The organism is Sphingomonas sp. Leaf21 (assembly GCF_916858675.1).
GTDB lineage: Bacteria > Pseudomonadota > Alphaproteobacteria > Sphingomonadales > Sphingomonadaceae > Sphingomonas.
On sequence record NZ_CAKASM010000003.1, the window covers coordinates 126,068 to 148,671 of the forward strand.

The following is a 22,604-nucleotide window of genomic DNA, read 5'->3' on the forward strand; positions in this document are numbered from 1 at the left end:
GGCGACACCTCCCCCCTTCCCATCCGCCAGAGGCATGGGAGGGTGGAGGGTGTTCTCGCTCAGAGCGCCGTGAACAGCGAAATCCCGCCCAGTATCACCCCCGGCGCGTTGGCGAACACGATCGGCCAGTCCCGCTTTTCGCGAAGGAAGCCATAGGCCACCCAGAGCGAACAGTTGATCATCGTCGCCAGCGGCTGGATCACCGACCCCTTTTGTCCCGCCAGATTGAGCTGGATCTGGTCGATATAGGACAGGTACATCGCGACCGCCGTTGCCGTCGCGATCCAGCCGAGCAACATCAGTTTCCGTTCGCTCACAGGCCCTTGGTCTCCTCGTTTGATGACAGATAAATCGATTGAAGCGCGGGCCTGCAACGCGCAAGCGGGGCGGGATGGTCCGAGCCGGGGAGGGGACAGACATGCGCTTCGACGCTGAGGTGGCCGCCACGCTCGAGGCCATCCTGCGCTGGCGACGGGACGTCCGCCACTTCCGGACCGATCCGGTCGATGAGGCGGTGCTGGCGCGGCTGGCCGATCTGATGGCGCTCGCGCCCTCGGTCGGCAATGCGCGGCCGTGGCGGGTCATCCGGGTGGAGGATGCCGCCCTGCGTGCCGCGGTCCGTGCGAATTTCCGGTGTTGCGACGAGGCTGCGGCGGCGGACTATGCGGGCGAGCAGGCGGCAGCCTATCGCGCGCTCAAGCTCGCCGGGCTCGATGCCGCGCCGGTGCAACTGGCGGTCTTCACCCATATCGATCCTGCCGAGGGTCATGGCCTGGGTCGTCGCACCATGCCCGAGACACTGCGCCAGTCGACCGCGATGGCGATCCATAGCCTGTGGCTGGCGGCGCGGGCGGTCAATCTGGGTATGGGAATGGTGTCGATCCTCGATCCCGCCGAGATGGCGCGCATCTTCGCGGCGCCGGAGGATTGGGTGTTCTCGGCCTATCTGTGCCTGGGCCATGCCGAATGGGACGACGACACGCCGCTGCTCCACCGGACGGGGTGGCAGGAGAATGCGCCGACCGGGTGGGAGGTTCGCTGACCCCATCCCCCCGTGCCAAGGAGGATCAATCCTCCGGCGCGGTGGTCATGGTCTGCTGCTTGCCCAGTCGCTGTTCGCGCCAGACGATGAACAGGCCGCTGGCGATGATGATCGGCGCGCCCAGCCAGGTACTGGTCGCGGGCAGCACCCCGAAGATCAGCCAGCCATAGACGGTCGCCCAGATCAGTCCCGAATAGTCCATCGGCACGACCGCCGCGACCGGTGCCAGCCGTGACGCCGCCGTGAGCGCGATCTGGCCGAGGCCACCGACCAGGCCGATCGACACCAATATCGCCCAGGTGGCCCAGTCATGACCCTGGATGTGAAAGGCATAGGGCAGCGCGATGCAGGGCAGGGTCAGCGTCGTGAAATAGAACACGGTCGTTCCCGCCGGTTCCTCGCGCAACTGGCGCAGCAGGATCGCCACGATCGCGACGAACATCGCCGCCAGCAGGCCGACGCCCGCCCCGAACAGCGACATGTCGTTCGCCCCCGGCCGCACGACGACCAGCACGCCCGCGAAGCCGATCAGCACCGCGCTCCAGCGCTGGATGCCGGTCCGCTCGCGAAGCACCAGCGCGCCGAGCAGGGTCGCGAAGATCGGCACGGTGAACTGGAACGTCGTCGCCTCCGCCAGCGGCAGCAGCAGCACCGCGCCGAAGGTGAAGACCATGCCGACCAGCCCCACCATCGATCGCGCCAGATGCCCCCTGAACCGCGTCGTCCGCAGCGACCCCAGCCCCGGCCCCGCCAGCACGAAGGCCAGCACGACGGGCAGCGCGCAGGCCTGTCTCCAGAACATGGTTTCGAACAGGGTCGCCCCGCGCGATTCGGCCAGCTTGATGAGCGCCGACATGGTCGACAGGAAGAAGATGGCGATCAGGCGCAGGCCGATGCCCTTGAGCACGCGGTCGCCGGTCATGCGGGCGTCCCTAAACGCTGGTCGGCCGCGACGTAACCCCGGACATGGTGAGCCCCTTGGCGAACCGCCCCCTTTGCCGCTATCGGGCGGGCATGAAGCACGCTCTGTCCGTCACCCGCGACGCGGATTTCTCCGCCTGGTATCAGTCCGTCATCGCCGAGGGCGATCTGGCCGAGGAATCCGGGGTCCGTGGCTGCATGGTCATCCGCCCCTGGGGCTATGGCATCTGGGAGCGCATCCAGCGGCTGCTCGACGACCGCATCAAGGCGACGGGCCACGAGAATTGCTATTTCCCGCTGTTCATTCCCTTGAGCTATTTCGAGAAGGAGGCCGAGCATGTCGACGGCTTCGCCAAGGAGATGGCGGTCGTCACGCATCACCGGCTGATCGGCGATGGCAAGGGCGGGCTGGTTCCCGATCCCGAGGCGAAGCTGGAAGAGCCGCTGGTCGTGCGCCCGACCTCTGAAACGGTGATCGGCACGGCCTTTGCCCGCTGGGTCCAGTCGTGGCGCGACCTGCCGGTGCTGATCAACCAGTGGGCCAATGTCGTCCGCTGGGAAATGCGGACCCGCATGTTCCTGCGTACCGCGGAATTCCTGTGGCAGGAGGGGCATACCGCGCACGCCACGGTCGACGAGGCGCGGGGCGAGACGCTCCAGATGCTGGAGGTCTATCGCAGCTTCGCCGAGGACTGCCTCGCCATGCACGTCATCGCGGGCGAGAAGCCCGAGAACGAGCGCTTCCCCGGCGCGGTCGAAACCTATTCGATCGAGGCGATGATGCAGGACGGCAAGGCGCTGCAGGCGGGGACCAGCCATTTCCTGGGCGACAATTTCGCGAAGGCGCAGAATATCCGCTTCCAGAATGCCGAAGGCGGACTGGACTTCGCACAGACGACGAGCTGGGGCGTGTCGACCCGGATGATCGGCGGCATGATCATGGTCCACGGCGACGATGACGGGATGCGCGTGCCGCCCCGGGTCGCACCGTGGCAGGTGGTGATCGTGCCCATGCTGCGCGACCAGCCCGAGGACGAGGCGCTGCTCGCCTATTGCCGCGACCTGCAAGGGGAACTGGTGGCGCAGTCGGCTCTGGGCGAGCCGATCCGCGCGATGGTCGATGCACGCGCGCAGAAGGCCGCGACCAAGCGCTGGGGCTGGGTCAAGAAGGGCGCGCCGGTCGTCATCGAGGTCGGCGGGCGCGACATGGCGGGTGGCAATGTCTCGGTGATCCGCCGCGACCGGCTGTACCGCGAGGACGGCAAGCTCGACTCGGTCGTGCAACCGCGCGGCGATTTCGTGTCGGGTGTCGCCGATCTTCTGGCCGACATTCAGGGCGAACTCCATCGCCAGTCGACCGAGCGCTTGAAGGCGCAGATCGTGCCGGTCGACGACTGGGCGGGCGTCGAGACGCATTTCGCGGAAGGGCAGAAGAACCCCGGCTGGGTCGATGTCCGCTGGGCCAAGCCCACGGGCGCGGAACTGGAGCAGGTGGTCGAGAAGCTGAAAGGCCTGAAGCTGACCATCCGCAACGCGCCGATGGGCCAGACGGGCTGTGACGACGGTCCCTGCGTGTTCACCGGCCGCGCGGCGGTGGAGCGGGTGTTGATCGGTCGGGCGTATTGATCAAGTTCCCTTCCTCCCACGATCGGTAGGAGGGGACCTGCGAACTCGCCACTAGCACGCCCCTCCCGCAGGCGGGAGGGGATGGGGGAGGGTTGGGAGTCTCACCGAGACCATCGCTTGCGGCCCTGCCCTCCCCCAACCCCTCCCGCCTGCGGGAAGGGAGCAAGAAGGAGGCGTCCCTCCCGCCTGCGGGAGGGGAGCAAGAAGGGGGCGTGCCTCCCGCCTGCGGGAGGGGAGCAAGAAGGGGGCGTCCCTCCCGCCTGCGGGAGGGGGTAGGAAAAGGGGCCGTCCTGCCTGCGGCAGGCGCGTTCCCTACCGCCGTTTGCCGTTATGGCGGATATTCGCGGGCCGCCCGCGTCGTTTCAGCACGCGGCGGGGTTCGGGCGCGGCGCCCTTGCCGTCGGGCAGTTCGAAGCGAAGCGCGCCCGATACCGGGTTCGCTTCGGCCAGCCGCAACGGCAGGCGCTGGCCCAGCCGGTAGATTTCCCGCGTCTTCTCGCCGAGCAACTGCTGCGAGCCCTCGTCATAATGGAAATAGTCGCCGCCCAGGTCGCGGATCGGCATCAGCCCGTCGCCGCCCACGCCATCGACGGTGGCGAAGAAGCCGAAATTGGTGACGCCGGTGATCCGCGTCTCGACCACCTGCCCGACATGCTCGGAGAGGTACGCCGCGACATAGCGGTCGATCGTCTCGCGCTCCGCCTCCATCGCGCGGCGCTCCATCTGGCTGATCGACGTACCCAGCCGCTCCATCTCATCGCCTTCGGGCAGCAGGCCGCCATCGCCCAGACTGTACGCCCCCACCAAAGCACGGTGGACGACCAGATCGGCATAGCGCCGGATCGGCGAGGTGAAATGGGCATAGGAACCGAGCGACAGGCCGAAATGCCCCTGATTGACCGGCGCATAATAGGCTTGCGTCTGCGAGCGGAGGATCTGCTCCATCACCTGCGGACGGAAGTCGGCCTCGCCGATCTGGTCGATGATCCGGTTGAAGGTCGCCGGGCGGATCACCTGTCCCATGGCGAAGGGGATATCGAAGGTTTCGAGATAGTCCTTCAGCGCGACCAGCTTGGTGCGGCTGGGCACTTCGTGGACGCGGTACATGACGGGGGCCTTCTTCGCCTCCAGCGCCTTGGCGGCGGCGACATTGGCGGCGATCATGTAATCCTCGATCAGCCGGTGCGCATCCAGCCGCGCGCGCGGCGCGACCGACAGGATGCGGCCATTCTGGTCGAGCACCACCCGTCGTTCGGGCAGATCCAGGTCGAGCGGCTCGCGCGCATCCCGCGCCTTGGCGAGCGCGGCCCAGCAATCCCAGAGCGGGCGCAGCGCCGTCTCGGTCAGCGGATGGGTGCGTTCGCCGTCGATCGCGGCTTGCGCGTCCTCATAGGCGATATTCGCCGCCAGCCGCACGACCGCGCGGGTGAAGCGAAAGCCCTTGAGCTTGCCGTCCTTCGCCACCTGAAGATGGCAGGCGAGCGCGGCACGGTCCTCGCCCTCCTTCAGCGAACAGACATCCGCGGACAGGATCTCGGGCAGCATCGGCACCACCCGGTCGGGGAAATAGACCGAGTTGCCGCGCCGCCGCGCATCCTTGTCGATCGCCGAGCCGGGGCGGACATAGAAGCTGACATCGGCGATGGCGATGATGGCGCGCCACCCGTCCGGATTGGCGGGATCGTCGTCGGGTGCGGCCCAGACCGCGTCGTCATGGTCGCGCGCGTCGACGGGGTCGATCGCGACGATCGGCAAGTCGCGCAAATCCTCGCGGTCGTCGCCCAGCGGCTGGCGCGCGACCCGTTCGGCCTCTTCCAGCGTCTCGGGCTGGAAGCGGTCGGGAATCTCGAACTTGTGGATCGCGATCAGCGAGAAGCTGCGCGGGGCGAAGGGATCGCCCAGCCGCTCGGTCACGCGCGCGGTGATGCGCGGCGGGCGGCCCGCCTTCTCCGCCATCACCAGATCGCCCGCTTCCGCACCGCCGGTGTCGGACACCAGCATCTCGCGCCGGTCCTTCTTGTCGACGCCGGTCAGCCAGAAACGGCCCGCTTCCTCGCGTAGCACGCCGAGTATCTGTTCGGAGGCGGGCGCGATCGTCTTCATGACATGCGCGATCCAGCCGCCGCCCGCTTCCTCGGTCCGCGCGAGCACCCGCTGGCCGATGCCGAGGCTGCCACGCTTGCGTTCGCGCACCCGGATGCGCGGGATGGGCGCGCCTTCCGCCTCCCAGCGCTCCGGTTCGGCCCAGACGTTGCCGCCGTCATCGACATCGACGATGCGCAGCACCGTCACCTTGGGCAGGCCCCCCATCTTGTGGAAGGCGCGGCCCGGCGCGCTGTCGATCAGCCCTTCGTCCGCCATGTCCTTCAGCAGCGCCTTCAGCCCGATCTTCTCCTGCGCGGACAGGCCGAAGGCGCGGGCGATCTCGCGCTTGCCTGCCGGTTGCTCCGACTGTTCGATGAAGGACAGGATTTGCTCACGGGTCGGCAGACCCGGCTTGGGCTTTTTCATGGCCTGGAGATAGGAGGTGGGGAGGTCTGCGTCACCCCTGCATCGCGGCGACATCCGTCATCCCGGCGAATGCCGCGATCTCCAGCGTCATATCGCCGATCGCAAAGGCCCCCGCCTGCGCCGGGGCGACGATCATACCGGGTTGCGCCATAATCCCAGCCATGGTCCAATATAGGACCAGTGAGCTTGGCGGGACGGGTGCAAGATGATGACGTTATGGGCTTTACCCGCGCTGCTGGCCGCAGTTCCGGCGGCGGGCGCACAGGCCGATCTGGATCGGATGGCGGCGGGTATGGGCTATCGCTACACGATCCTGACCAACCGTCCCGCATCATGTCCAGCCGCATCGCCGCGCTGTTTCGAGGCCGACATCGCGATCACCATCCCGAGCGTGCCTTCCGGCGTGCCGTTCGAGATCCGCTACAGCCTGGTCAATCCGGTGCTGGCGATCGACAGCGACCTGTTCGACAACCGGACGGTCAATGGCGATCTCAACATCCTGACGGTGAAGCCCGGCCGGACCCTGACGCCGGGCCAGACCTATCACATCAAGGTCGTGGCGGTCGGCGCCTTCTTCTCGCGCAACCACATGATGCCCAATGCGATGCTGGCCGCGCCGGGGCTGGAGCCACGCGTCATTGCCGCCACCCGCACGGGGACCGATGCCGAAACGGGGCTGGAGACGCTGCCCTTTGTCGGGCCGATGACGGACGAGGCGGCGCTCGCCCGCGGCGCGCCCGACGACCAGACCGTCTGGCGGACCCCCGAACGCGCCTTTGCCCTGTATGCGGAGCGTGGGGCGGCGACGCCGGTCGACGTGGCGATCCTGCCCAGGCCTTTGAAGGTGGCCCGACCCTCCGGCGCGCCGCTCGACCTGTCGAAGGGCGTGCGGATCACGACGCGCGGAATCGACCGTGCGGCCATCGCCCCCGCGCTCGCCGCCCTGCCGGTGGGGCAGGGTGGGGTGCCGGTGACGATCCGCCAGACGCCCGGCATCGCGGCCGAGGGCTATCGCCTGACCGTCGCCGGGGACGGCGTGTCGGTCGACGCCGGCGATGCGGCGGGCGCCTCCTATGCGCTGCGCTCGCTCGCCCAACAGATCGCGGCCGAGGGGACGAGTCTGCGGCCGCTCACCGTCGAGGATGCGCCGCGCTACGGCTTTCGCGGGCTGCACATCGACCTCGCGCGCAATTTCCACAGCAAGGCCGAAATCCTGAAGCTCGTCGAGCAGATGGCGGCCTACAAGCTCAACACGCTGCATCTGCATCTCGGCGATGACGAGGGATGGCGGCTGCAGATCGCCAGCTTGCCCGAACTGACCGAGGTGGGGGCCTATCGCTGCGCCGACCTGTCCGAACGGACCTGCCTGTTGCCGCAACTCGGTGCGGACCCGGCGCGGGACGCGGCCACCAACGGCTATCTGACCGCCGCCGATTACAGCGAGATCCTGCGCGCCGCCGCCGCACGACAGATCGCCGTGATCCCGTCCTTCGACATGCCCGGCCATTCGCGCGCGGCGATCCGGTCGATGGAGGTCCGCTATCAGCGCTTGATGGCCAGGGGCGACAAGGCGGGGGCGGAGCGTTACCGATTGGTCGAGCCGGACGACACCACCCGCTATTCCAGCGTTCAGCATTATACCGACAACACGCTGAACGTCTGTATCGACAGCACCTATCGCTTCATCGACCGGGTGATCGACGATATCGCCGCGCTTCACAAGGCGGCGGGGGTGCCGCTGACCACCTATCATATCGGCGCGGACGAGACGGCGGGCGCATGGACCGGCTCGCCCGCCTGCAAGGTGACGATGGCGCGTGAGGGGCTCCAGCCCAAGCAACTGGGCGCGCGCTTCATCGAGCGGGTGGCGGGCGATCTCGCCAAGCGGGGCATCGCGGTCGCCGGATGGAGCGACGGGCTGGGCCATACCGACCCCGCGCGGATGCCGCCCAAGGTCCAGACCAATATCTGGAGCGGCCTGCACGGCGGCGGCGTGGCCGAGGCGCACGGTCAGGCCAATCGGGGCTGGAAGACGGTGCTGTCGATCCCCGACCTGGGCTATTTCGACATGCCCTATGCCGCCGACCCCAATGAGACCGGCTATGACTGGGCCTCGCGCGGGGTGGACAGTTTCCAGGTGTTCGGCTTCATGCCGGGCAATCTCGCGGCCAATGCCGCGCTGATCCCCAATATCCTCGCACAGCCCAAGCCGATCGCCGACACCGTTCCGCTGCAACCCGGCCGGGCGATCGCGGGCATCCAGGCGCAACTGTGGAGCGAGACGGTGCGCCGGGACAGCCAGGTCGATTACATGCTCTTCCCCCGCCTGCTGGCTTTGGCGGAGCGCGCCTGGGCCAAGCCGGACTGGGAGCCCGCCTATGTCGCGGGCGCGGGCTATACGCCCGGCGACGCGCGGGTGGATCGTGCCAGGTTGCTGTCCGGCTGGGATGATTTCGCCGGGCGGATGGGCGTTCAGATGCGGCTGCTCGACCGGGCGGGCGTGACCTATCGCCTCGCCCCGCCGGGTGCGCGGATCAGCGGCGGCAGGCTGGAGGCCAATGCCGAATTCCCCGGTACGCCGATCGAATATCGGACCGGCGGCACCGCCTGGCGTCGCTATGACGGGCCGGTCGCGGTGACGGGGGCGGTGGACCTCAGGACCCGCACCCCCGACGGCCGCCGCGCCAGCCGGACGGTTACGGTTTCGCCCTGACCGCGATCAGGCCGGGGGCGTCGGCGATGAACCGGTCGAGCACGCCATCGGCGATCTTGATCGGTCCGTCGAAGCGGACCGCGCCAGGAATGCTCTGCACGGCGGCGGCCTGCGCGGCGATCCGCCTGGCATCCCCGAAATAGCGCGTCGCGGCCCCATTGCCCCGATCGGCGGCGTCGAGCCCGGCGGCGGTCAGTCGCAGCGAGCGACCCCAGAGCTGCATCGCGTCGAGCCACGGGCGCGCCTGTTCGGCGAAACCGGGATCGACCACGCCCGCGCGGATCGTATCGGGCGCGTCGGCGATCGCATCCGCCTTGCGGGTCAGCTCGTTGATCGCGGCACGCCGTTCCGCCGCGTCGCCACCCGCCAGCGCTTCGCGGACATGATCGAGCAGCGCCTTCAAGCGGGGCGCCTGCTCCTGCCAGGGCTGGCTGCCGAACGTGGGGGCGAGATGCTGGGTATCGAACAGCTCGAGCAGCGCCGCCGTCGCCCGCGCGTCGTTCCCCGCCAGATCACGCGCGGCGAAATGCCAGGTGCGGTCCGCGTCATAGCCCTTGTCGTTCCAGCCAAAGGCCAGCACGCCCGTCACCGCGACGCGGCTCGGCGCCTCCTGGTTCATCGGGTTGGACAGGATGCCGGTCAGCTCGGTCGAAAGCCCCGCCTCGCGCTTCGCATAGGGGGCGAGCAGCAGGCGTCCGGCCGAACTGGCATAGTCGTTGACCGGGTAATTGTCCCAGAGCAGCGTCTTGCGCCCGAACGCCTTGGTCGCCACCTTGGCATCGGGGACCGAAATGGCGGGCGGCACGACGTCGGTGCCGGTCCACTGCACGACGATGCGCGGATCCAGATTGGCGCGGAGCGCGGCCTTATAGGGGCTTTCCTTCGCATCATAATATTCGGTCGGCACCATGATCAGCGGCCTCGCGGCGGGGTCACGCCTGGCCAGATCGGCCTGCACCGCGTTCAGCAGCTTGGACTGGGCGATCCCGGCGGCCTGCGCCCCCGATGGGCCGAAGGCGGCCTTGTCGGCGTCGCAATTCCATTTCTGATATTCGATGTCGTCCAGCGCGACATAGAAGCTGCGCACGCCGATCCCGCGCAAGGCGTCGAACTTGCGGAGCAGCGTCCGTTCGTCCGCCGGATCAGAGAAGCAGATCGAGGGGCCGGGCGAGATCGCGTAGACGAAGTCCACGTGATTGGCGCGCGCGGTCGCGACCAGCGTGCCGAGTGCCGACAGCGTCGCCGCCGGATAGGGCTCCCGCCACTTGTCGCGGGCATAGGGATCGTCCTTGGGGCTGTAGACATAGGTGTTGGCCTTCATCCGGCCCAGGAAATCGAGGTGCCTGGTGCGGTCCTCCGTCGTCCACGGCTTGCCGTAAAAGCCCTCGATCGTGCCACGGATCGGCATGGCCGGGTGGTCGCGAATGACGAGTGCGGGAATCCGCGGGCGCGCGACGAGCTGGCGAAGGGTCTGCGCGGCGTGGAACAGGCCATCCGCATCATGCCCCGCAAGCGTGATAAGCCCGCCATTGCCCGACACGACCGTGGCGAGCGTATAGCCCTCTGCCTGGTCATCGGCGCTGGCTCCGCTGCGGGTGAGGGCGTCGCGGACCGGCACGGCGCTGTCCGGACCCAGGACGATCGTCGGGCGGTCGAGCGACGCGGGGAGGCGACTGGCGGTCGTGATGTCGCTGACGCCTGCCCGGTTGAGGATCGAGCGGACGAGCGCGACCGTCGCGGGATCGGTGCCGGGCGCGGCGATCAGGACGGCCGAGCGCCCCAGCGACATTTCGCCCTCGCCCAGCGTCATCGCGGTGGGGGCGGGGAAGACGGCCGGGAGCGTGGCCGTCTGGGCGATCGCGGCGGGGGAGGCTCCGGCCAGCATGACGGCGGCGACCAGCCCGTTCCTCCATTTTGTTGCTCGCGGCATCGTCGGCACTCCCCGGTATTACAATGGTATTGTCGGAGCCTAGGGGAGCGGGGGGCGGGTCGCAAGCGGGTTTGCTGATTATGGAAGCAAGGGGATTTCAACATGTTGCGAGATTCGCCCGTGCGCTTCGACTTCGGTCGGCCCGAACCGAAGTCGTGACAGGAGGTGCGCTCGCCGTGCCCCACTCCAAACATCCGTTCGGCCCGAGCGAAGTCGAAGGGCATGTTCCGCCCCCCACGATCGCACGCTCGCACACCCGAGTGGTACTAAACCGGCCCCATCAGTCGTGAAACTGAAGGCTCGCCAGCCGCGCATAGAGCCCGCCGCGCCCGATCAATTCGCCATGCCGTCCCTGTTCGACGATACGCCCGCCGTCCATCACCACGATCCGCTCCGCCGCACGGACCGTCGCCAGCCGGTGGGCGATCACCAGTGTCGTCCGGTGCGCCATCAGCCGCTCGAGAGCCTGTTGCACCAGTTGCTCGCTCTCGGCATCCAGCGCGCTGGTCGCTTCGTCGAGCAGCAGGATCGGCGCGTCGCGAAGCAGCGCGCGGGCGATGGTGATCCGCTGCCGCTGTCCACCCGACAGCCGCGCCCCGCCTTCGCCGAGAAAGGTATCGAGTCCCTGCGGCAAAGCGCGCAGGAAGTCGGCGGCGTTGGCGGCCTCCGCGGCGGCCCAGAGTTCGTCGTCGCCCGCCTCCCACCGGCCATAGCGGAGATTGTCGCGCGCCGACGCGCCGAAGATCACCGTCTCCTGCGGGACCATGGCGATACGCGCGCGGATCGCCGCCGGATCGGCATCGCGCAGTGACACGCCGTCGAGCGAGATCTGCCCCGCTTGCGGGTCGTAGAATCGCTCCGCCAACTGGAACAGCGTCGACTTGCCGGCGCCCGACGGGCCAACCACCGCGACGGTTTCGCCGGGTCGGATGTCGAGCGAGAAGTCGTTCAGCGCCGCGACCTCGGGTCGGGTCGGGTAGTGGAATGTGACGCCTTCGAACCGGAGCGCGCCGATCGGCACGACCGGCAGCACGGCGGGGGCGGGGGGCGGCGCGATCTCGGGCTGTTCGGCGAGCAGTTCGGCCAGTCGCTGTGCCGCACCCGATGCGCGCAGGATATCGCCCCATACCTCGGTCAGTGCCTGGAACGAGCCCGCGACGAGAATGCCCGTCACCACGAACGCGGTCAGTGAACCGCCCGACAGGCGGCCGCTCGCGACGTCGGCCACCGCTTCCCACAGCAGGAGGGTCAGCCCGCCGAAGAACAGCCCGATGACCATCGCCGTCATCACCGCGCGCAGCAGGAAGCGCTTGCGCGAGGTGGCGAAGCCGTTGCTGACCGCGAGTTCGAACCGTTCGGCCTCGCGACGTTCCTGTCCGAACGCCTGCACCACCTTCATCGCGCCCAGCGTCTCGACGGCGGTCGATCCGATGTCCGCGAGCCGGTCCTGGCTGTCGCGCGAATAGCCGCGCACCTTCTTGCCCAGCAGGACGATCGGCAGGACGATGAGCGGGATGCAGACCAGCAGCGACAGGGTCAGCTTGGGCGACAGCGCGAACAGATAGATGGTGCCGCCGATCCCGATCACCACGTTGCGCAGTGCGATCGAGACGGTGGAGCCGACCACCTGCTCGATGATCGCGGTGTCGGCGGTCAGGCGGCTGGCGATTTCCGAGGGGCGGTTCTCTTCGAAATAGCGTGGCGCGAGCCGGAGAAGATTGGCCTGCACCGCGACTCGGATATCGGCAACGGTGCGCTCGCCGAGCCAGGAGACGAAGTAGAATCGGAACGCGGTCGCGATGGCGAGCGCCAGCACCACCGCCAGCAGCCCCTGAAAATAGGGGGCGATGTTGCCGGTGTCGGCGGAGCGAGCGAAGCCGTGATCGATCACCTTCTGAAAGGTGCGCGGGATGAACAACGTCGCCGCCGCCGCGACCAGCAGCGACAGCGCGGCCGCCGCCAGATGCGTCGGGTATCGCAGGGTGAACCGCCATACCATCTTGAGATTGCTCAGACGGCGGCTGGGCGGAATGGCGGGCGTGGGGGTAGCGGCGGATTTGGCCATGATCGCGTGGGCCTAGCAGCGTGCGTGCACGGGCTCAACGGCGCGCTGGCCGGGGACGCATCGTTCGTGCCCTTCGAAGCGTTGAACCGTCGAGGCGACCGGGGACACTGTTACGCGATCGCCATATTCTGGTCATCTTGTGCAAACGGTTTCGTGATACACAAGCTGCAATCTTGGCTCCCGTTCGCGGAGCGATAGGAACTCGACGATGCTGTACGACGCCTATGAAATGCAACGCTCGATGCTGGCGGGGGCGAGCGCCCTGGCCAATTTCGGCGCGGGGCTGCTTCAGAACCCGGCCAATCCCTTCGCCTATTTCGGTGGCGGCGCGATCATGGGATCGGCGCTGGAGGTCTTCGCCCATGCCTCCGCACCGCGCGGCAAGCCCGCCTTCGGCCTGACCACGACCCGCATCGACGGACGCGACGTGGCGGTTCATGAGGAGATCGTCGCGCGCAAGCCCTTCGGCCAGCTGAAGCGCTTTCGCCGCGGGGGTGTCGAGGACAGCCCGAAGCTGCTGATCGTCGCGCCGATGTCGGGCCATTACGCGACCCTGTTGCGCGGCACCGTCGAGCGGATGCTGCCGAGCTGCGAGGTCTATATCACCGACTGGCGCGATGCGAAGCTGGTGCCCGTGTCGGAAGGGCGGTTCGATTTCGACGATTATGTCGATTACGTCATCGACTTCCTGACCGAGATCGGGCCGAATAAGGAACATGGCGGCACACATATGCTGGCGGTGTGCCAGCCTTCGGTGCCCTGCTATGTCGCCGCCTGCGTGATGAGTGCCGACAAGCATCCCTGCACGCCGCGCACCCTGACGCTGATGGGCGGCCCGGTCGACACGCGCGAGGCACCGACGTCGGTCAACCTGCTCGCGACCGAACGGCCGCACGCCTGGTTCGAGCAGAATGCGATCGCCACCGTCCCGATGACCTATCCGGGCGCGGGGCGGCGGGTCTATCCGGGCTTCCTGCAGCTTGCCGGGTTCATGTCGATGAACCTGGGCAACCACATGATTTCGCATTGGGAGATGTTCAAGCATCTGGTCGAGGGCGACGACGAGAGTGCCGAGGCGACCAAGCGCTTCTATGACGAATATCGCGCGGTGTGCGACATGACCTCGGAATTCTATCTCCAGACGGTCGAACTGGTGTTCCAGCGCCATGCGTTGCCCAAGGGCGAGATGCTGCACCATGGCAAGCGCGTCGATCCCGCCGCGATCACCGATATCGGCATATTGGCGATCGAGGGCGAGCGGGACGATATCTCCGGCCTGGGCCAGACCCGCGCCGCACTGACGCTGGCGACCTCGCTGTCGGACGATAAGAAGCGCTATTATATGGCCGAGAATGTTGGCCATTACGGCATCTTCAACGGCTCCAAATGGCGCAACCGGATCGCTCCGGTGGTCGAGGAGTGGATCAAGACGAACGGATAAGGGGGCTGGCTTCCCGCCTTCGTTCAGCCTGAGCGGAGGTGGCAGAAGGGCCGGGAAATAGGAAAACGCCCGGAAGCCATGGCCTCCGGGCGTTTCGCATTCCGGTCATATGAGTTACGCGACCGACCCGACCACCGCATGGCTCGACGACTCGTCCGGGCGGATGGTCCCGCCGAACAGCATCTTCACGCGACCCGACAGCGAGATGTCGGTTTCCCACAGCTCCGCCGAGTTGATGTCGAAGCGGAGCAGCGTCAGGTTCGGGTCCGACTTGCCCTGCGGGAACCAGGCCTCGACCTGATTGCTCCACAGCTTGTCGATCTGCTGCGGGTCGTTGTCCTTGGACACATGGCCCGCCAGGCACGCGAAGAAGTCATGCCCCTTGCCGACGAACTGCGCCATCGCCTGACCACCACCGGCGATGCGGTTGTCGCGACCAGCAAAGAAGAACAGCGTGTTGGGCTGATCGTCATCGATCTGCGCGGTCATCGGTTCGGAATGCTGGCCATCGTTCAGGCCGATCATGACGAACGGGCTGCTCTTCAGCTTGTCGAGAAACTTGGCGGCGATTTCCTGCGGGCTGTCCTCGGCCATCGTGGCTCTCCTTTCAGGGGTTTGGCTGGAGAACGACGTGAGGGCAGGGATGGTTGCGGGAAATGAGCCGAGACTTTCCCGCTGACAAACGCCGCACATGTTGGAACAAGAGCCACGACGGCAATTTCGCCGTCACTCACAGAAAGGACCACGGATGTCCGTTGCCGATCTGTGCCTGATCCTGGGCGTAGTCATCGCCTTCGCGACCTTGGTCGTGAAGATTATCGACGTTCGCAACAGGTAAGGTGCCCGGCGGGGCTCGGGTAGCAGCCTGAGCCCCAAAGGATTTGAGCCCCGGCCGTAGCAGCGACCGGGGCTCTACAGAAAGGCGGATGTCCTTCGCCTTCCCGAGATATACCCCAGCATCACCGAATTTTCAATTGCGACGGTCAGCCCGAACCGCGCGCCATATCGTATCAAACGATACCCTTTCGCTTCATTTCCCGCTAAGCGCGGGCCATCACAGCATCGCCATGCGGCTCACGGTGCGCCTCAATCGCGCCGGGTCGCCCGACCGGACCTAAGACCTATGACCTCTGCCGTTACCGCCGACGCGCGCAAGACCATGAAATCGCTGTATCGCGCGCCCGAGCCCGATGTCCTGAAGCCGCTGCTCGACCGCGCCGCCGCCACGCCGGAGATGCGCGAGCGGATCATGGGCCATGCGTCCGGCCTGCTCGCCGACCTGCGGGCGGCGCAGAATCGCGGCTGGGTGAACCAGTTCCTCCAGGAATATCGCCTCAATTCGTCCGAGGGCGTCGCGCTGCTCAGTCTGGCCGAGGCGTTTCTGCGGGTGCCCGATCCCGAGACGGCCGACCTGCTGATCGCCGACAAGCTGGGCGAGGCGGACTGGCGCGCGCATACCGGGCGCTCGGCCTCGAAGCTGGTCAATTCGGCCACATGGGGCCTGGTCGTCGGCCGCGCGCTGGTGGGTGAGGGTGAGGCGGGGCCGCTCAAGCGGCTGCTGTCGCGCGCGGGCGAACCGTTCGTCCGACAGGCGGTCGGCGCCGCGATGCGGATGATGGGCGAGATCTTCGTGATGGGCCGCACCATCGAGGAAGCGATGCGTCGCATGAAGAAGCCCGAGAACAAGGGCTTCACCGCCAGCTTCGACATGCTGGGCGAGGCGGCGCGCACGCATGAGGATGCCGAGCGCTATTTCCAGGCCTATGTGAAGGCGATCGACGCGGTGGGATCGGACCCGGCGGCGGGGCATTCGGTGTCGGTCAAGCTGTCGGCGCTCCATCCGCGCTACGAATTGCCGCGCGCCTATGAATGCGTACCCGCGCTGACCGACATGGTGGCGCAACTCGCCCGGCAGGCGGCGGACAAGGGTATTGCCCTCACTGTCGACGCCGAGGAGTCCGAGCGGCTGGAGATGAGCCTGGACATCATCGGCGGTGTCGCGGCGCTTCCCGCCCTCAAGGGCTGGGACGGGTTCGGCATGGCGGTGCAGGCTTATGGCAAGCGCGCACGGGCGGTCATTGCCTGGGCCAACGGGCTCGACCGGATCATGAACGTGCGACTGGTCAAGGGCGCCTATTGGGACAGCGAGATCAAGCGCACCCAGGTCGAGGGGCTGGCCGACTATCCGCTCTTCACCCGGAAGGCTGCGACCGACGTGTCCTATCTGGCGGTCGCCAAGGATATGCTGGCGGCGGAAAATATCCGCCCCGCCTTCGCCAGCCACAACGCGCTGACCGTCGCGACCATTCTCGAATGGGCGGGCAACAGCCACGACTTCGAGTTCCAGCGGCTGCACGGCATGGGCGATGGCCTGTACGAGCGGCTGGTGCGCGAGCATGGCCATAAGTGCCGCATCTATGCGCCGGTGGGCGGGCATCGCGATCTGCTCGCCTATCTGGTTCGCCGCCTGCTGGAGAATGGTGCCAATTCCAGCTTCGTCCACCAGCTCGCCGATGCGCGGCTGACCGAGGCGGAGATCCTGGCCGATCCGGTCGCCAAGATCGCGGCCGTGGGTGGCGCGCGGCACCCCAGCATCCCGCTGCCCGTCGAGCTGTTCGCGCCGGGCCATCGCAACTCGACCGGTATCGACCTGAGCGACATCGCGACGCTGGACGCCACGGTGAAGGCGGTGAACAGCCCCGCCGTGAAGCCGGTCGCCGCCACGGCCGACGTCGCCGCGCTGGTCGCGCGCGCCCATGCGGCGTTCCCGGCATGGAACGCGACGCCGCTCGACACCCGCGCGGGCGTGCTGGAAAAGCTGGCCGACCTGCTGGAGGCGGACCGCGAACGGCTGATGGCGATCCTGGTGCAGGAGGCGTTCAAGACCATCCCCGACGCGATCGGCGAGGTTCGCGAGGCCGCCGATTTCTGCCGCTACTACGCACAGCAGGCGCGCGCGCGGCTGGGGTCGGTCGAACTGCCCGGACCCACGGGCGAGCGCAACACGCTGCACCTCGAAGGGCGCGGCGTCTGGGCGACGGTCGCGCCGTGGAACTTCCCACTGGCGATCTTCCTGGGCCAGACGGTGGCGGCGCTCGTCACCGGCAACACCGTCGTCGCCAAGCCCGCGCCACAGACGCCCGCGATCGCGCAGGCGGCGATCGAGCTGGCCTACCGCGCGGGCGTACCGCGCGACGCGCTGCTGCTCGCGGTCGGCGGGCCCGATATTGGCCAGACGCTGACCGAGGATCACCGGATCGCGGGCGTCGCCTTCACCGGCTCGACCGCCACCGCCAAGCGGATCGCGCGCACGCTGGTGGCCGACGACGACCGCCCGATCGTGCCGCTGATCGCCGAGACCGGCGGCATCAACGCGATGATCGTCGACTCGACCGCGCTGCCCGAGCAGGTGGTGGCGGACGTCGTCACCTCGTCCTTCCGCTCGGCGGGGCAGCGCTGTTCGGCGTTGCGCCTCCTGCTGGTGCAGGCGGATGTGGCCGACAATGTCATCGCGATGCTGAAGGGCGCGATGGAGACGCTGGTGCTGGGGCCGACCGGCAACCCGGCCACGGATGTCGGTCCGGTGATCGACCGGGCGGCCTATGACAAGCTGATGGCCTATCGCGCGTCGATGGCGGGCAAGACCATCAAGACGCTCGACGCGCCAGCCGATGGGCTGTTCGTGCCGCCGACGTTGATCCGGCTCGATCGCGTGGAAGACCTGACCCAGGAATGGTTCGGCCCGATCCTGCACGTCGCGACGTGGGACGCGGGCACCCTGTCCGAGACGATCGCGAAGGTGAACGCCAAGGGCTACGGCCTGACCATGGGCCTGCACAGCCGGATCGCCCGCGCGGGCGAAGTCGCCGAGAGCGAGGCGGCGGTCGGCAACCTCTATATCAACCGCTCGATGATCGGCGCGGTGGTGGGCAGCCAGCCGTTCGGCGGCGAAGGCCTGTCGGGCACCGGGCCCAAGGCGGGCGGGCCGCATTACCTCTATCGCTTCTGCGCGGAGCGCGCGGTGTCGGTGGACACGACCTCGGCGGGCGGCAACGCGACGTTGTTGTCGCTGGACGAAGGCGGAATCTGACGATTATCCTCCCTCGTCCGCCACGGGAGGGCGGGCGAGGGGGGAATGATGAATTTGCGGGGAACGGGCGCCATTGCGGTGGCGCTGATGCTTGCTGTCGGGTGCTGGTCGGGTAGGGCCATTGCCGCCGATCCGGTGTCGGCAGCGAACAACGCGGAGGCGCAGGTCCGCGCCATCGAGCAGGCGCTGAGCAAGCAGACCGGCGATGTCGTGATCGGCCCGGCCAAGGCGACGCTGCATCTGGGCAACCGTTATTATTTCCTGCCTGCCGAAGATGCGAAGAAGGTGCTGACCCGGATCTGGGGCAATCCGGACATGGCGGTCAGCGATGTGCTGGGTCTCGTCCTGCCCACCGGAACCACGGCGTCCGACAGTGTCTGGGGCGCGGTCGTGACCTATGAAGACTCCGGCTATGTCAGCGACAAGGATGCCCACGAGCAGGATTACGAGAAGGTTCTGTCCGACCTGCGAGAGGGCACGGCCGAACGGAACGACGAGCGCAAGAAGCAGGGCTTCCAGACGGTCCAGATCGTCGGCTGGGCACAGCCGCCATCCTATGACGCCAGGGACCACTCGCTGGTCTGGGCGCGGCAACTGAAATTTGACGGCAGCACGGGGCCGGACTCGCTGAATTACGATGTGCGACTGCTGGGGCGGCGCGGCGTGCTGAGCCTCAACATGGTGTCCGACATGAGCCATCTGGCCGAGGTCCGCGCCGCGGCGGCCGATTTCGGGCGGGCGGCGAGTTTCGACAAGGGGGAGACCTATGCCGATTACAACGCCTCGACCGACAAGACCGCCGAATATGGCCTGGCGGGGCTGGTCGCGGCGGGTGTCGGCGTCGCAGCGGCCAAGAAGCTGGGGCTGCTCGCCATCGTGCTGGGTTTCGGCAAGAAGTTCATCGCGCTGATCGTTTTCGCCGGATTGGCCGTGGTCCGCTGGGGCAAGCGGCTGCTCGGCCGGAAGGAAGAGCAGCCGGTTGAAACGTTCGAGGACGCTCCGCCCGAAAGGCCTGCCGAGGATCAGCCCCCGGCGGTGTGATGCACCTCCACTGGCTGGACCTGCGGATAGGGCATGACCAGCGACCCGTCCGGCGCGGCGGTGTAGGTGGTCTGCGTCGGATAGGGGATCGAGATCCCCTCCGCCGCAAAGCGCTTCATCAGCGTGACCAGCACCCGGTTTCGCAGGTCGTGCGCGGTCGCCCAGTCGTCGCCGGGCACGTCGAACTGGAGTGCGAAGTCCAGGCTCGACGCGCCGAACGTCTCGAACCCGGCGCGCGCGACCTTGCCGCCTTCGCCCTCGACGATCTCGGTCAATAGCTGGGGCACCCGCGCCAGCGTATCGGGCGGGGTTTCATAGGCGACGCCGATCGTGAACGACAGGCGGACATGGTCGCGCACCGTCGTGTTCTGGATCTCCTTGTCGAGCAACTGGCGGTTGGAGATGATCCGCAACTCGCCGGTGAACGCCCGGATGCGGGTCGACTTCAGCCCGATCGCCTCGATCACGCCGCTTGTCGTGCCATAGCTGATCTTGTCCCCGCGCCGGAACGGCCGGTCGAAGATGATGGCGAGGGCGGCGAACAGGTCGCCGAATATGCCCTGCGCGGCCAGGCCGATCGCGATGCCGCCGACGCCCAGGCCGGCGACCAGCCCGGTGACGTTGACGCCCAGATTGTCGAGCACCACGACCAGCGCCACCGCGAACAGCACCGCCGTCACCAGCAGGCGGATCAGCCCCATCGCGGACAGCAGCGCCTCGCCCGAATAATGTTCGGACTGGGTGCGGTGTTCGATCGTGCCGAGGATCAGCTCGCGTGCCCAGATCGCCGCCTGGAACGCGCTGGCGATGGTGAAGAAGAAGCTGATCGTCTTGGCGACTTCGCCCGGCGTGCCCGCATAGCCCGAGACGAGTTGCGCGGCGAGCGTGACGATGAAGAACATGTTGGTCCGCGCGATCGCATGGCCCAGGATTACGCCCCAGCCGCCCGCGAAGCCCGGACGGCTGCAAAGCTTGTCGCCAAGCCTGCGGACCCACAGCAGCGCCAGCACGATGATCGCGCCGAAGCCGATCGCGATCAGCACTTTCAGCCAGTAGACCTGGACCCAGTCATAGGTCGCGTTGATGATGTTTCCCACCTGATCCGGTACGCGCGAGCCGTCGAAGATCGGTGCCTTGGGCGAGGTATTGCTCGTCGCCATGGGGACTCCTGAATGGATGGGCGGTCAGGCCGCCTTGCTGGCCGGGGTTCCGGCCTCGAGAAACGCGATCAGCCCGCACTCCACGCGGGACAGCCCGGCACGGGCGCGCGGCAGGCGAAGCGTCTGCCGGAAATCGGCCTGCCCCTCCTTCACCAGCGCGATCAGCGAGGGGTGGACATAGGATTTGCGCGCGATGGCGGGGGTGTTGCCCAGCTTTTCGACGACGGGCTCCAGCATCGCCTTCAGGCTGAGGTCCGCCTCCGCGAGCGCCAGCGCCTCGAACGCGGCGACGCTGGCGGCCCAGGTGCGGAAATGCTTGGCGGTGAAATCGCACCCGGTCGCCTCGCGGATATAGCAGTTCACGTCGGAGGAGGTGACCGGGTTGGCCTCGCCATTCTCGTCCACCCAGGCGAAGAGATGCTGTTCGTCCAGATCCTGGCAGCGCTTGACGAAGCTGGCCAGCGACCGGTCGGTCAGGGTCATGTCGCGCATCTTGCCCGACTTGCCGCGATAGCGCAGCCGAAGCGTCGTGCCCTTCACCTGGCCATGGCGCTTGCGCAGCGTCGTCGCGCCGAAACTCTTGTTGGTGACGGCATAGGCCTCGTTGCCGACGCGGATATGGCCGTTGTCGAGCAACCGGACGACGGCGGCGACCGCGCGTTCCTTGCACAGGCCGCGCTTCTTCAGATCGGCTTCGACACGTTTGCGCAAGGCGGGGAGGGCGTGGCCGAAGGCGGCGCAGCGCTCATATTTCGCTGCTTCCTGCGCTTCGCGGAAATCGGGGTGATAGCGATACTGCTTGCGGCCCTTCTCGTCCCAGCCGACCGCCTGGATATGGCCGTTCGCGCGGGGGCAGAACCACGCGTCCTTATAGGCGGGGGGCAGGCCGATGCGGTTCAGGCGATCGATCTCCTCGCGGTCGGTGATCCGGTCGCCCCTGGCATTCCAATACGCCCAGTGGCCGCGAAGCCTGGTTCGGGTGATGCCGGGCTTGGTGTCATCGCAATAGACTAAACGGGTCGCCATCGCACTCCCTCGGGTCACCTTTGCAAATGCGTCGCTGGTCGCTTCGTTCCGGAACGGCCGATGCGGTCGCGGGTTTTGGACGAGCCATCCCCCAGGCATCCCCCCGACAGGAGTTATCCCCATGGCCGATCTTTCCCAGGCACGCGTCCTGATGCTCGCCGCCGACGGCTTCGAGACCGTCGAGCTGTTCAAGCCCCGCCAGGCGCTGGAGGAAGCGGGCGCGAAGGTGACGCTCGCCTCGCTCAAATCCGATCCCATCCAGGGCATGGAAGGCGATATCAACAAGGCCGAGACGGCGACCCCCGACCTGACCGTCGATGAGGTCGATACCGACGACTATGATGCGCTGGTCATCCCGGGCGGCACCTGCAATCCCGACAAGCTGCGTCTCAACGAGCGTGCGGTGGAGATCGTCACCGAGTTCATGGAAGACGACAAGATCGTCGCCGCCATCTGCCACGGCCCCTGGCTGCTCGCCGAAGCCGACGTGATCGATGGGCGCCGCCTGACCAGCTATCCCTCGATCCGCACCGACCTGTCCAATGCGGGTGCCGACGTGGTCGATGAGGAGGTCGTGATCGACGGCAACCTGATCACCAGCCGCAAGCCGGATGACATCCCCGCCTTCAACAAGGCGATCCTGACCGCGCTGGAAGAAGAACTGGCCGACGAGGAAGAAACCGAAGAGGCGTGACTTCCCAATCCTCCCCATCGCAGATGGGGAGGGGGACCGCGCCCGCAGGGCGTGGTGGAGGGGCCTTTCCGCGAAGACGGAAAGGTTGGCGACCGATCCGCCCCACCACCACTCGCTGACGCGAGCGGTCCCCCTCCCCAAGCGAGCTTGGGGAGGAATGGCGTCGTAGCCTTCAGCGAAGAAGTGTGCCCCAATCCTCCCCATCTCCGATGGGGAGGGGGACCGCGCCCGCAGGGCGTGGGGGAGGGGCCTTTCCGCGAAGACGGAAAGGTTGGCGACCGATCCGCCCCACCACCACTCGCTGACGCGAGCGGTCCCCCTCCCCAAGCGAGCTTGGGGAGGAA

The 22,604-nt window shown here is 67.4% G+C and carries 15 protein-coding genes; 7 read left to right on the plus strand and 8 right to left on the minus strand.

What is annotated here, in order from left to right:
- Positions 1-59: 59 nt before the first annotated feature.
- Positions 60-299 carry a SemiSWEET family transporter gene (locus LRP66_RS04620; protein ID WP_443026656.1) on the minus strand — a complete coding sequence of 80 codons (240 nt, stop codon included), beginning with the start codon at positions 297-299 and terminating at the stop codon, positions 60-62.
- A gap of 119 nt (positions 300-418) precedes the next feature.
- On the opposite strand from LRP66_RS04620, the gene bluB reads away from it, so the two are divergent.
- Positions 419-1,042 carry a 5,6-dimethylbenzimidazole synthase gene (bluB, locus tag LRP66_RS04625; RefSeq protein ID WP_230481335.1) on the plus strand — a complete coding sequence of 208 codons (624 nt, stop codon included), beginning with the start codon at positions 419-421 and terminating at the stop codon, positions 1,040-1,042.
- 25 nt (positions 1,043-1,067) lie between these two features.
- Here bluB and LRP66_RS04630 read toward each other — a convergent pair whose 3' ends face one another.
- Positions 1,068-1,964, minus strand: a complete 897-nt coding sequence (locus LRP66_RS04630) for a DMT family transporter (protein WP_230481336.1) — start codon at positions 1,962-1,964, stop codon at positions 1,068-1,070.
- 92 nt (positions 1,965-2,056) lie between these two features.
- Between LRP66_RS04630 and proS the strand changes: the two genes are divergently transcribed.
- Positions 2,057-3,589 carry a proline--tRNA ligase gene (gene proS / locus LRP66_RS04635; RefSeq protein WP_230481337.1) on the plus strand — a complete coding sequence of 511 codons (1,533 nt, stop codon included), beginning with the start codon at positions 2,057-2,059 and terminating at the stop codon, positions 3,587-3,589.
- Positions 3,590-3,901: 312 nt separating this feature from the next.
- Here proS and rnr read toward each other — a convergent pair whose 3' ends face one another.
- Positions 3,902-6,100 carry a ribonuclease R gene (rnr, locus tag LRP66_RS04640; RefSeq protein WP_230481338.1) on the minus strand — a complete coding sequence of 733 codons (2,199 nt, stop codon included), beginning with the start codon at positions 6,098-6,100 and terminating at the stop codon, positions 3,902-3,904.
- Between the two features lie 205 nt (positions 6,101-6,305).
- On the opposite strand from rnr, the gene LRP66_RS04645 reads away from it, so the two are divergent.
- A complete protein-coding gene (locus tag LRP66_RS04645) occupies positions 6,306-8,813 on the plus strand; it encodes a family 20 glycosylhydrolase (protein ID WP_230481339.1) in 2,508 nt (835 codons plus the stop codon).
- Here LRP66_RS04645 and LRP66_RS04650 read toward each other — a convergent pair.
- Together LRP66_RS04650 and LRP66_RS04655 are read right to left on the minus strand one after the other, a co-directional pair.
- Positions 8,797-10,743 carry a beta-N-acetylhexosaminidase family protein gene (locus LRP66_RS04650; RefSeq protein WP_230481340.1) on the minus strand — a complete coding sequence of 649 codons (1,947 nt, stop codon included), beginning with the start codon at positions 10,741-10,743 and terminating at the stop codon, positions 8,797-8,799. The genes LRP66_RS04645 and LRP66_RS04650 overlap by 17 nt on opposite strands.
- A 280-nt stretch (positions 10,744-11,023) precedes the next feature.
- Entirely contained in the window at positions 11,024-12,808 is a 1,785-nt protein-coding gene (locus LRP66_RS04655; RefSeq protein WP_230481341.1) for an ABC transporter transmembrane domain-containing protein, read from the minus strand.
- Between the two features lie 208 nt (positions 12,809-13,016).
- Between LRP66_RS04655 and LRP66_RS04660 the strand changes: the two genes are divergently transcribed.
- Positions 13,017-14,249, plus strand: coding sequence for a polyhydroxyalkanoate depolymerase (locus LRP66_RS04660; RefSeq protein ID WP_230481342.1), 1,233 nt, complete (start codon positions 13,017-13,019; stop codon positions 14,247-14,249).
- A 114-nt stretch (positions 14,250-14,363) separates the two neighbouring features.
- Here the strand turns inward: LRP66_RS04660 and LRP66_RS04665 are convergent, their stop codons facing one another.
- A complete protein-coding gene (locus tag LRP66_RS04665) occupies positions 14,364-14,843 on the minus strand; it encodes a pyridoxamine 5'-phosphate oxidase family protein (RefSeq protein WP_230481343.1) in 480 nt (159 codons plus the stop codon).
- A gap of 565 nt (positions 14,844-15,408) precedes the next feature.
- On the opposite strand from LRP66_RS04665, the gene LRP66_RS04670 reads away from it, so the two are divergent.
- Positions 15,409-18,339 carry an L-glutamate gamma-semialdehyde dehydrogenase gene (locus LRP66_RS04670; protein WP_443026657.1) on the plus strand — a complete coding sequence of 977 codons (2,931 nt, stop codon included), beginning with the start codon at positions 15,409-15,411 and terminating at the stop codon, positions 18,337-18,339.
- Positions 18,340-18,387: 48 nt separating this feature from the next.
- Positions 18,388-19,380, plus strand: a complete 993-nt coding sequence (locus LRP66_RS04675) for a DUF2167 domain-containing protein (protein ID WP_230481345.1) — start codon at positions 18,388-18,390, stop codon at positions 19,378-19,380.
- On the opposite strand, the gene LRP66_RS04680 is transcribed toward LRP66_RS04675, so the two are convergent.
- Entirely contained in the window at positions 19,362-20,540 is a 1,179-nt protein-coding gene (locus LRP66_RS04680) for a mechanosensitive ion channel family protein (protein ID WP_230481346.1), read from the minus strand. The two genes, LRP66_RS04675 and LRP66_RS04680, sit on opposite strands and share 19 nt — an antisense overlap.
- A 24-nt stretch (positions 20,541-20,564) precedes the next feature.
- Complete coding sequence (locus tag LRP66_RS04685) at positions 20,565-21,566, minus strand: DNA topoisomerase IB (RefSeq protein ID WP_230481347.1); 1,002 nt, start codon at positions 21,564-21,566, stop codon at positions 20,565-20,567.
- Positions 21,567-21,687: 121 nt separating this feature from the next.
- Between LRP66_RS04685 and LRP66_RS04690 the strand changes: the two genes are divergently transcribed.
- Entirely contained in the window at positions 21,688-22,260 is a 573-nt protein-coding gene (locus LRP66_RS04690) for a type 1 glutamine amidotransferase domain-containing protein (protein ID WP_230481348.1), read from the plus strand.
- Positions 22,261-22,604: the final 344 nt, after the last annotated feature.

Excerpts from the sequence above, each read along its gene's own strand:
- LRP66_RS04670 (WP_443026657.1), top strand. The coding sequence starts at position 15,409 with ATGAAATCGCTGTATCGCGCGCCCGAGCCCGATGTCCTGAAGCCGCTG.
- LRP66_RS04665 (WP_230481343.1), bottom strand. The coding sequence starts at position 14,843 with ATGGCCGAGGACAGCCCGCAGGAAATCGCCGCCAAGTTTCTCGACAAG.
- LRP66_RS04620 (WP_443026656.1), bottom strand. The coding sequence starts at position 299 with ATGTTGCTCGGCTGGATCGCGACGGCAACGGCGGTCGCGATGTACCTG.
- LRP66_RS04680 (WP_230481346.1), bottom strand. The coding sequence starts at position 20,540 with ATGGCGACGAGCAATACCTCGCCCAAGGCACCGATCTTCGACGGCTCG.
- LRP66_RS04630 (WP_230481336.1), bottom strand. The coding sequence starts at position 1,964 with ATGACCGGCGACCGCGTGCTCAAGGGCATCGGCCTGCGCCTGATCGCC.
- LRP66_RS04650 (WP_230481340.1), bottom strand. The coding sequence starts at position 10,743 with ATGCCGCGAGCAACAAAATGGAGGAACGGGCTGGTCGCCGCCGTCATG.
- LRP66_RS04645 (WP_230481339.1), top strand. The coding sequence starts at position 6,306 with ATGATGACGTTATGGGCTTTACCCGCGCTGCTGGCCGCAGTTCCGGCG.
- LRP66_RS04660 (WP_230481342.1), top strand. The coding sequence starts at position 13,017 with ATGCTGTACGACGCCTATGAAATGCAACGCTCGATGCTGGCGGGGGCG.
- LRP66_RS04690 (WP_230481348.1), top strand. The coding sequence starts at position 21,688 with ATGGCCGATCTTTCCCAGGCACGCGTCCTGATGCTCGCCGCCGACGGC.
- LRP66_RS04675 (WP_230481345.1), top strand. The coding sequence starts at position 18,388 with ATGAATTTGCGGGGAACGGGCGCCATTGCGGTGGCGCTGATGCTTGCT.
- proS (WP_230481337.1), top strand. The coding sequence starts at position 2,057 with ATGAAGCACGCTCTGTCCGTCACCCGCGACGCGGATTTCTCCGCCTGG.
- LRP66_RS04685 (WP_230481347.1), bottom strand. The coding sequence starts at position 21,566 with ATGGCGACCCGTTTAGTCTATTGCGATGACACCAAGCCCGGCATCACC.
- rnr (WP_230481338.1), bottom strand. The coding sequence starts at position 6,100 with ATGAAAAAGCCCAAGCCGGGTCTGCCGACCCGTGAGCAAATCCTGTCC.
- LRP66_RS04655 (WP_230481341.1), bottom strand. The coding sequence starts at position 12,808 with ATGGCCAAATCCGCCGCTACCCCCACGCCCGCCATTCCGCCCAGCCGC.
- bluB (WP_230481335.1), top strand. The coding sequence starts at position 419 with ATGCGCTTCGACGCTGAGGTGGCCGCCACGCTCGAGGCCATCCTGCGC.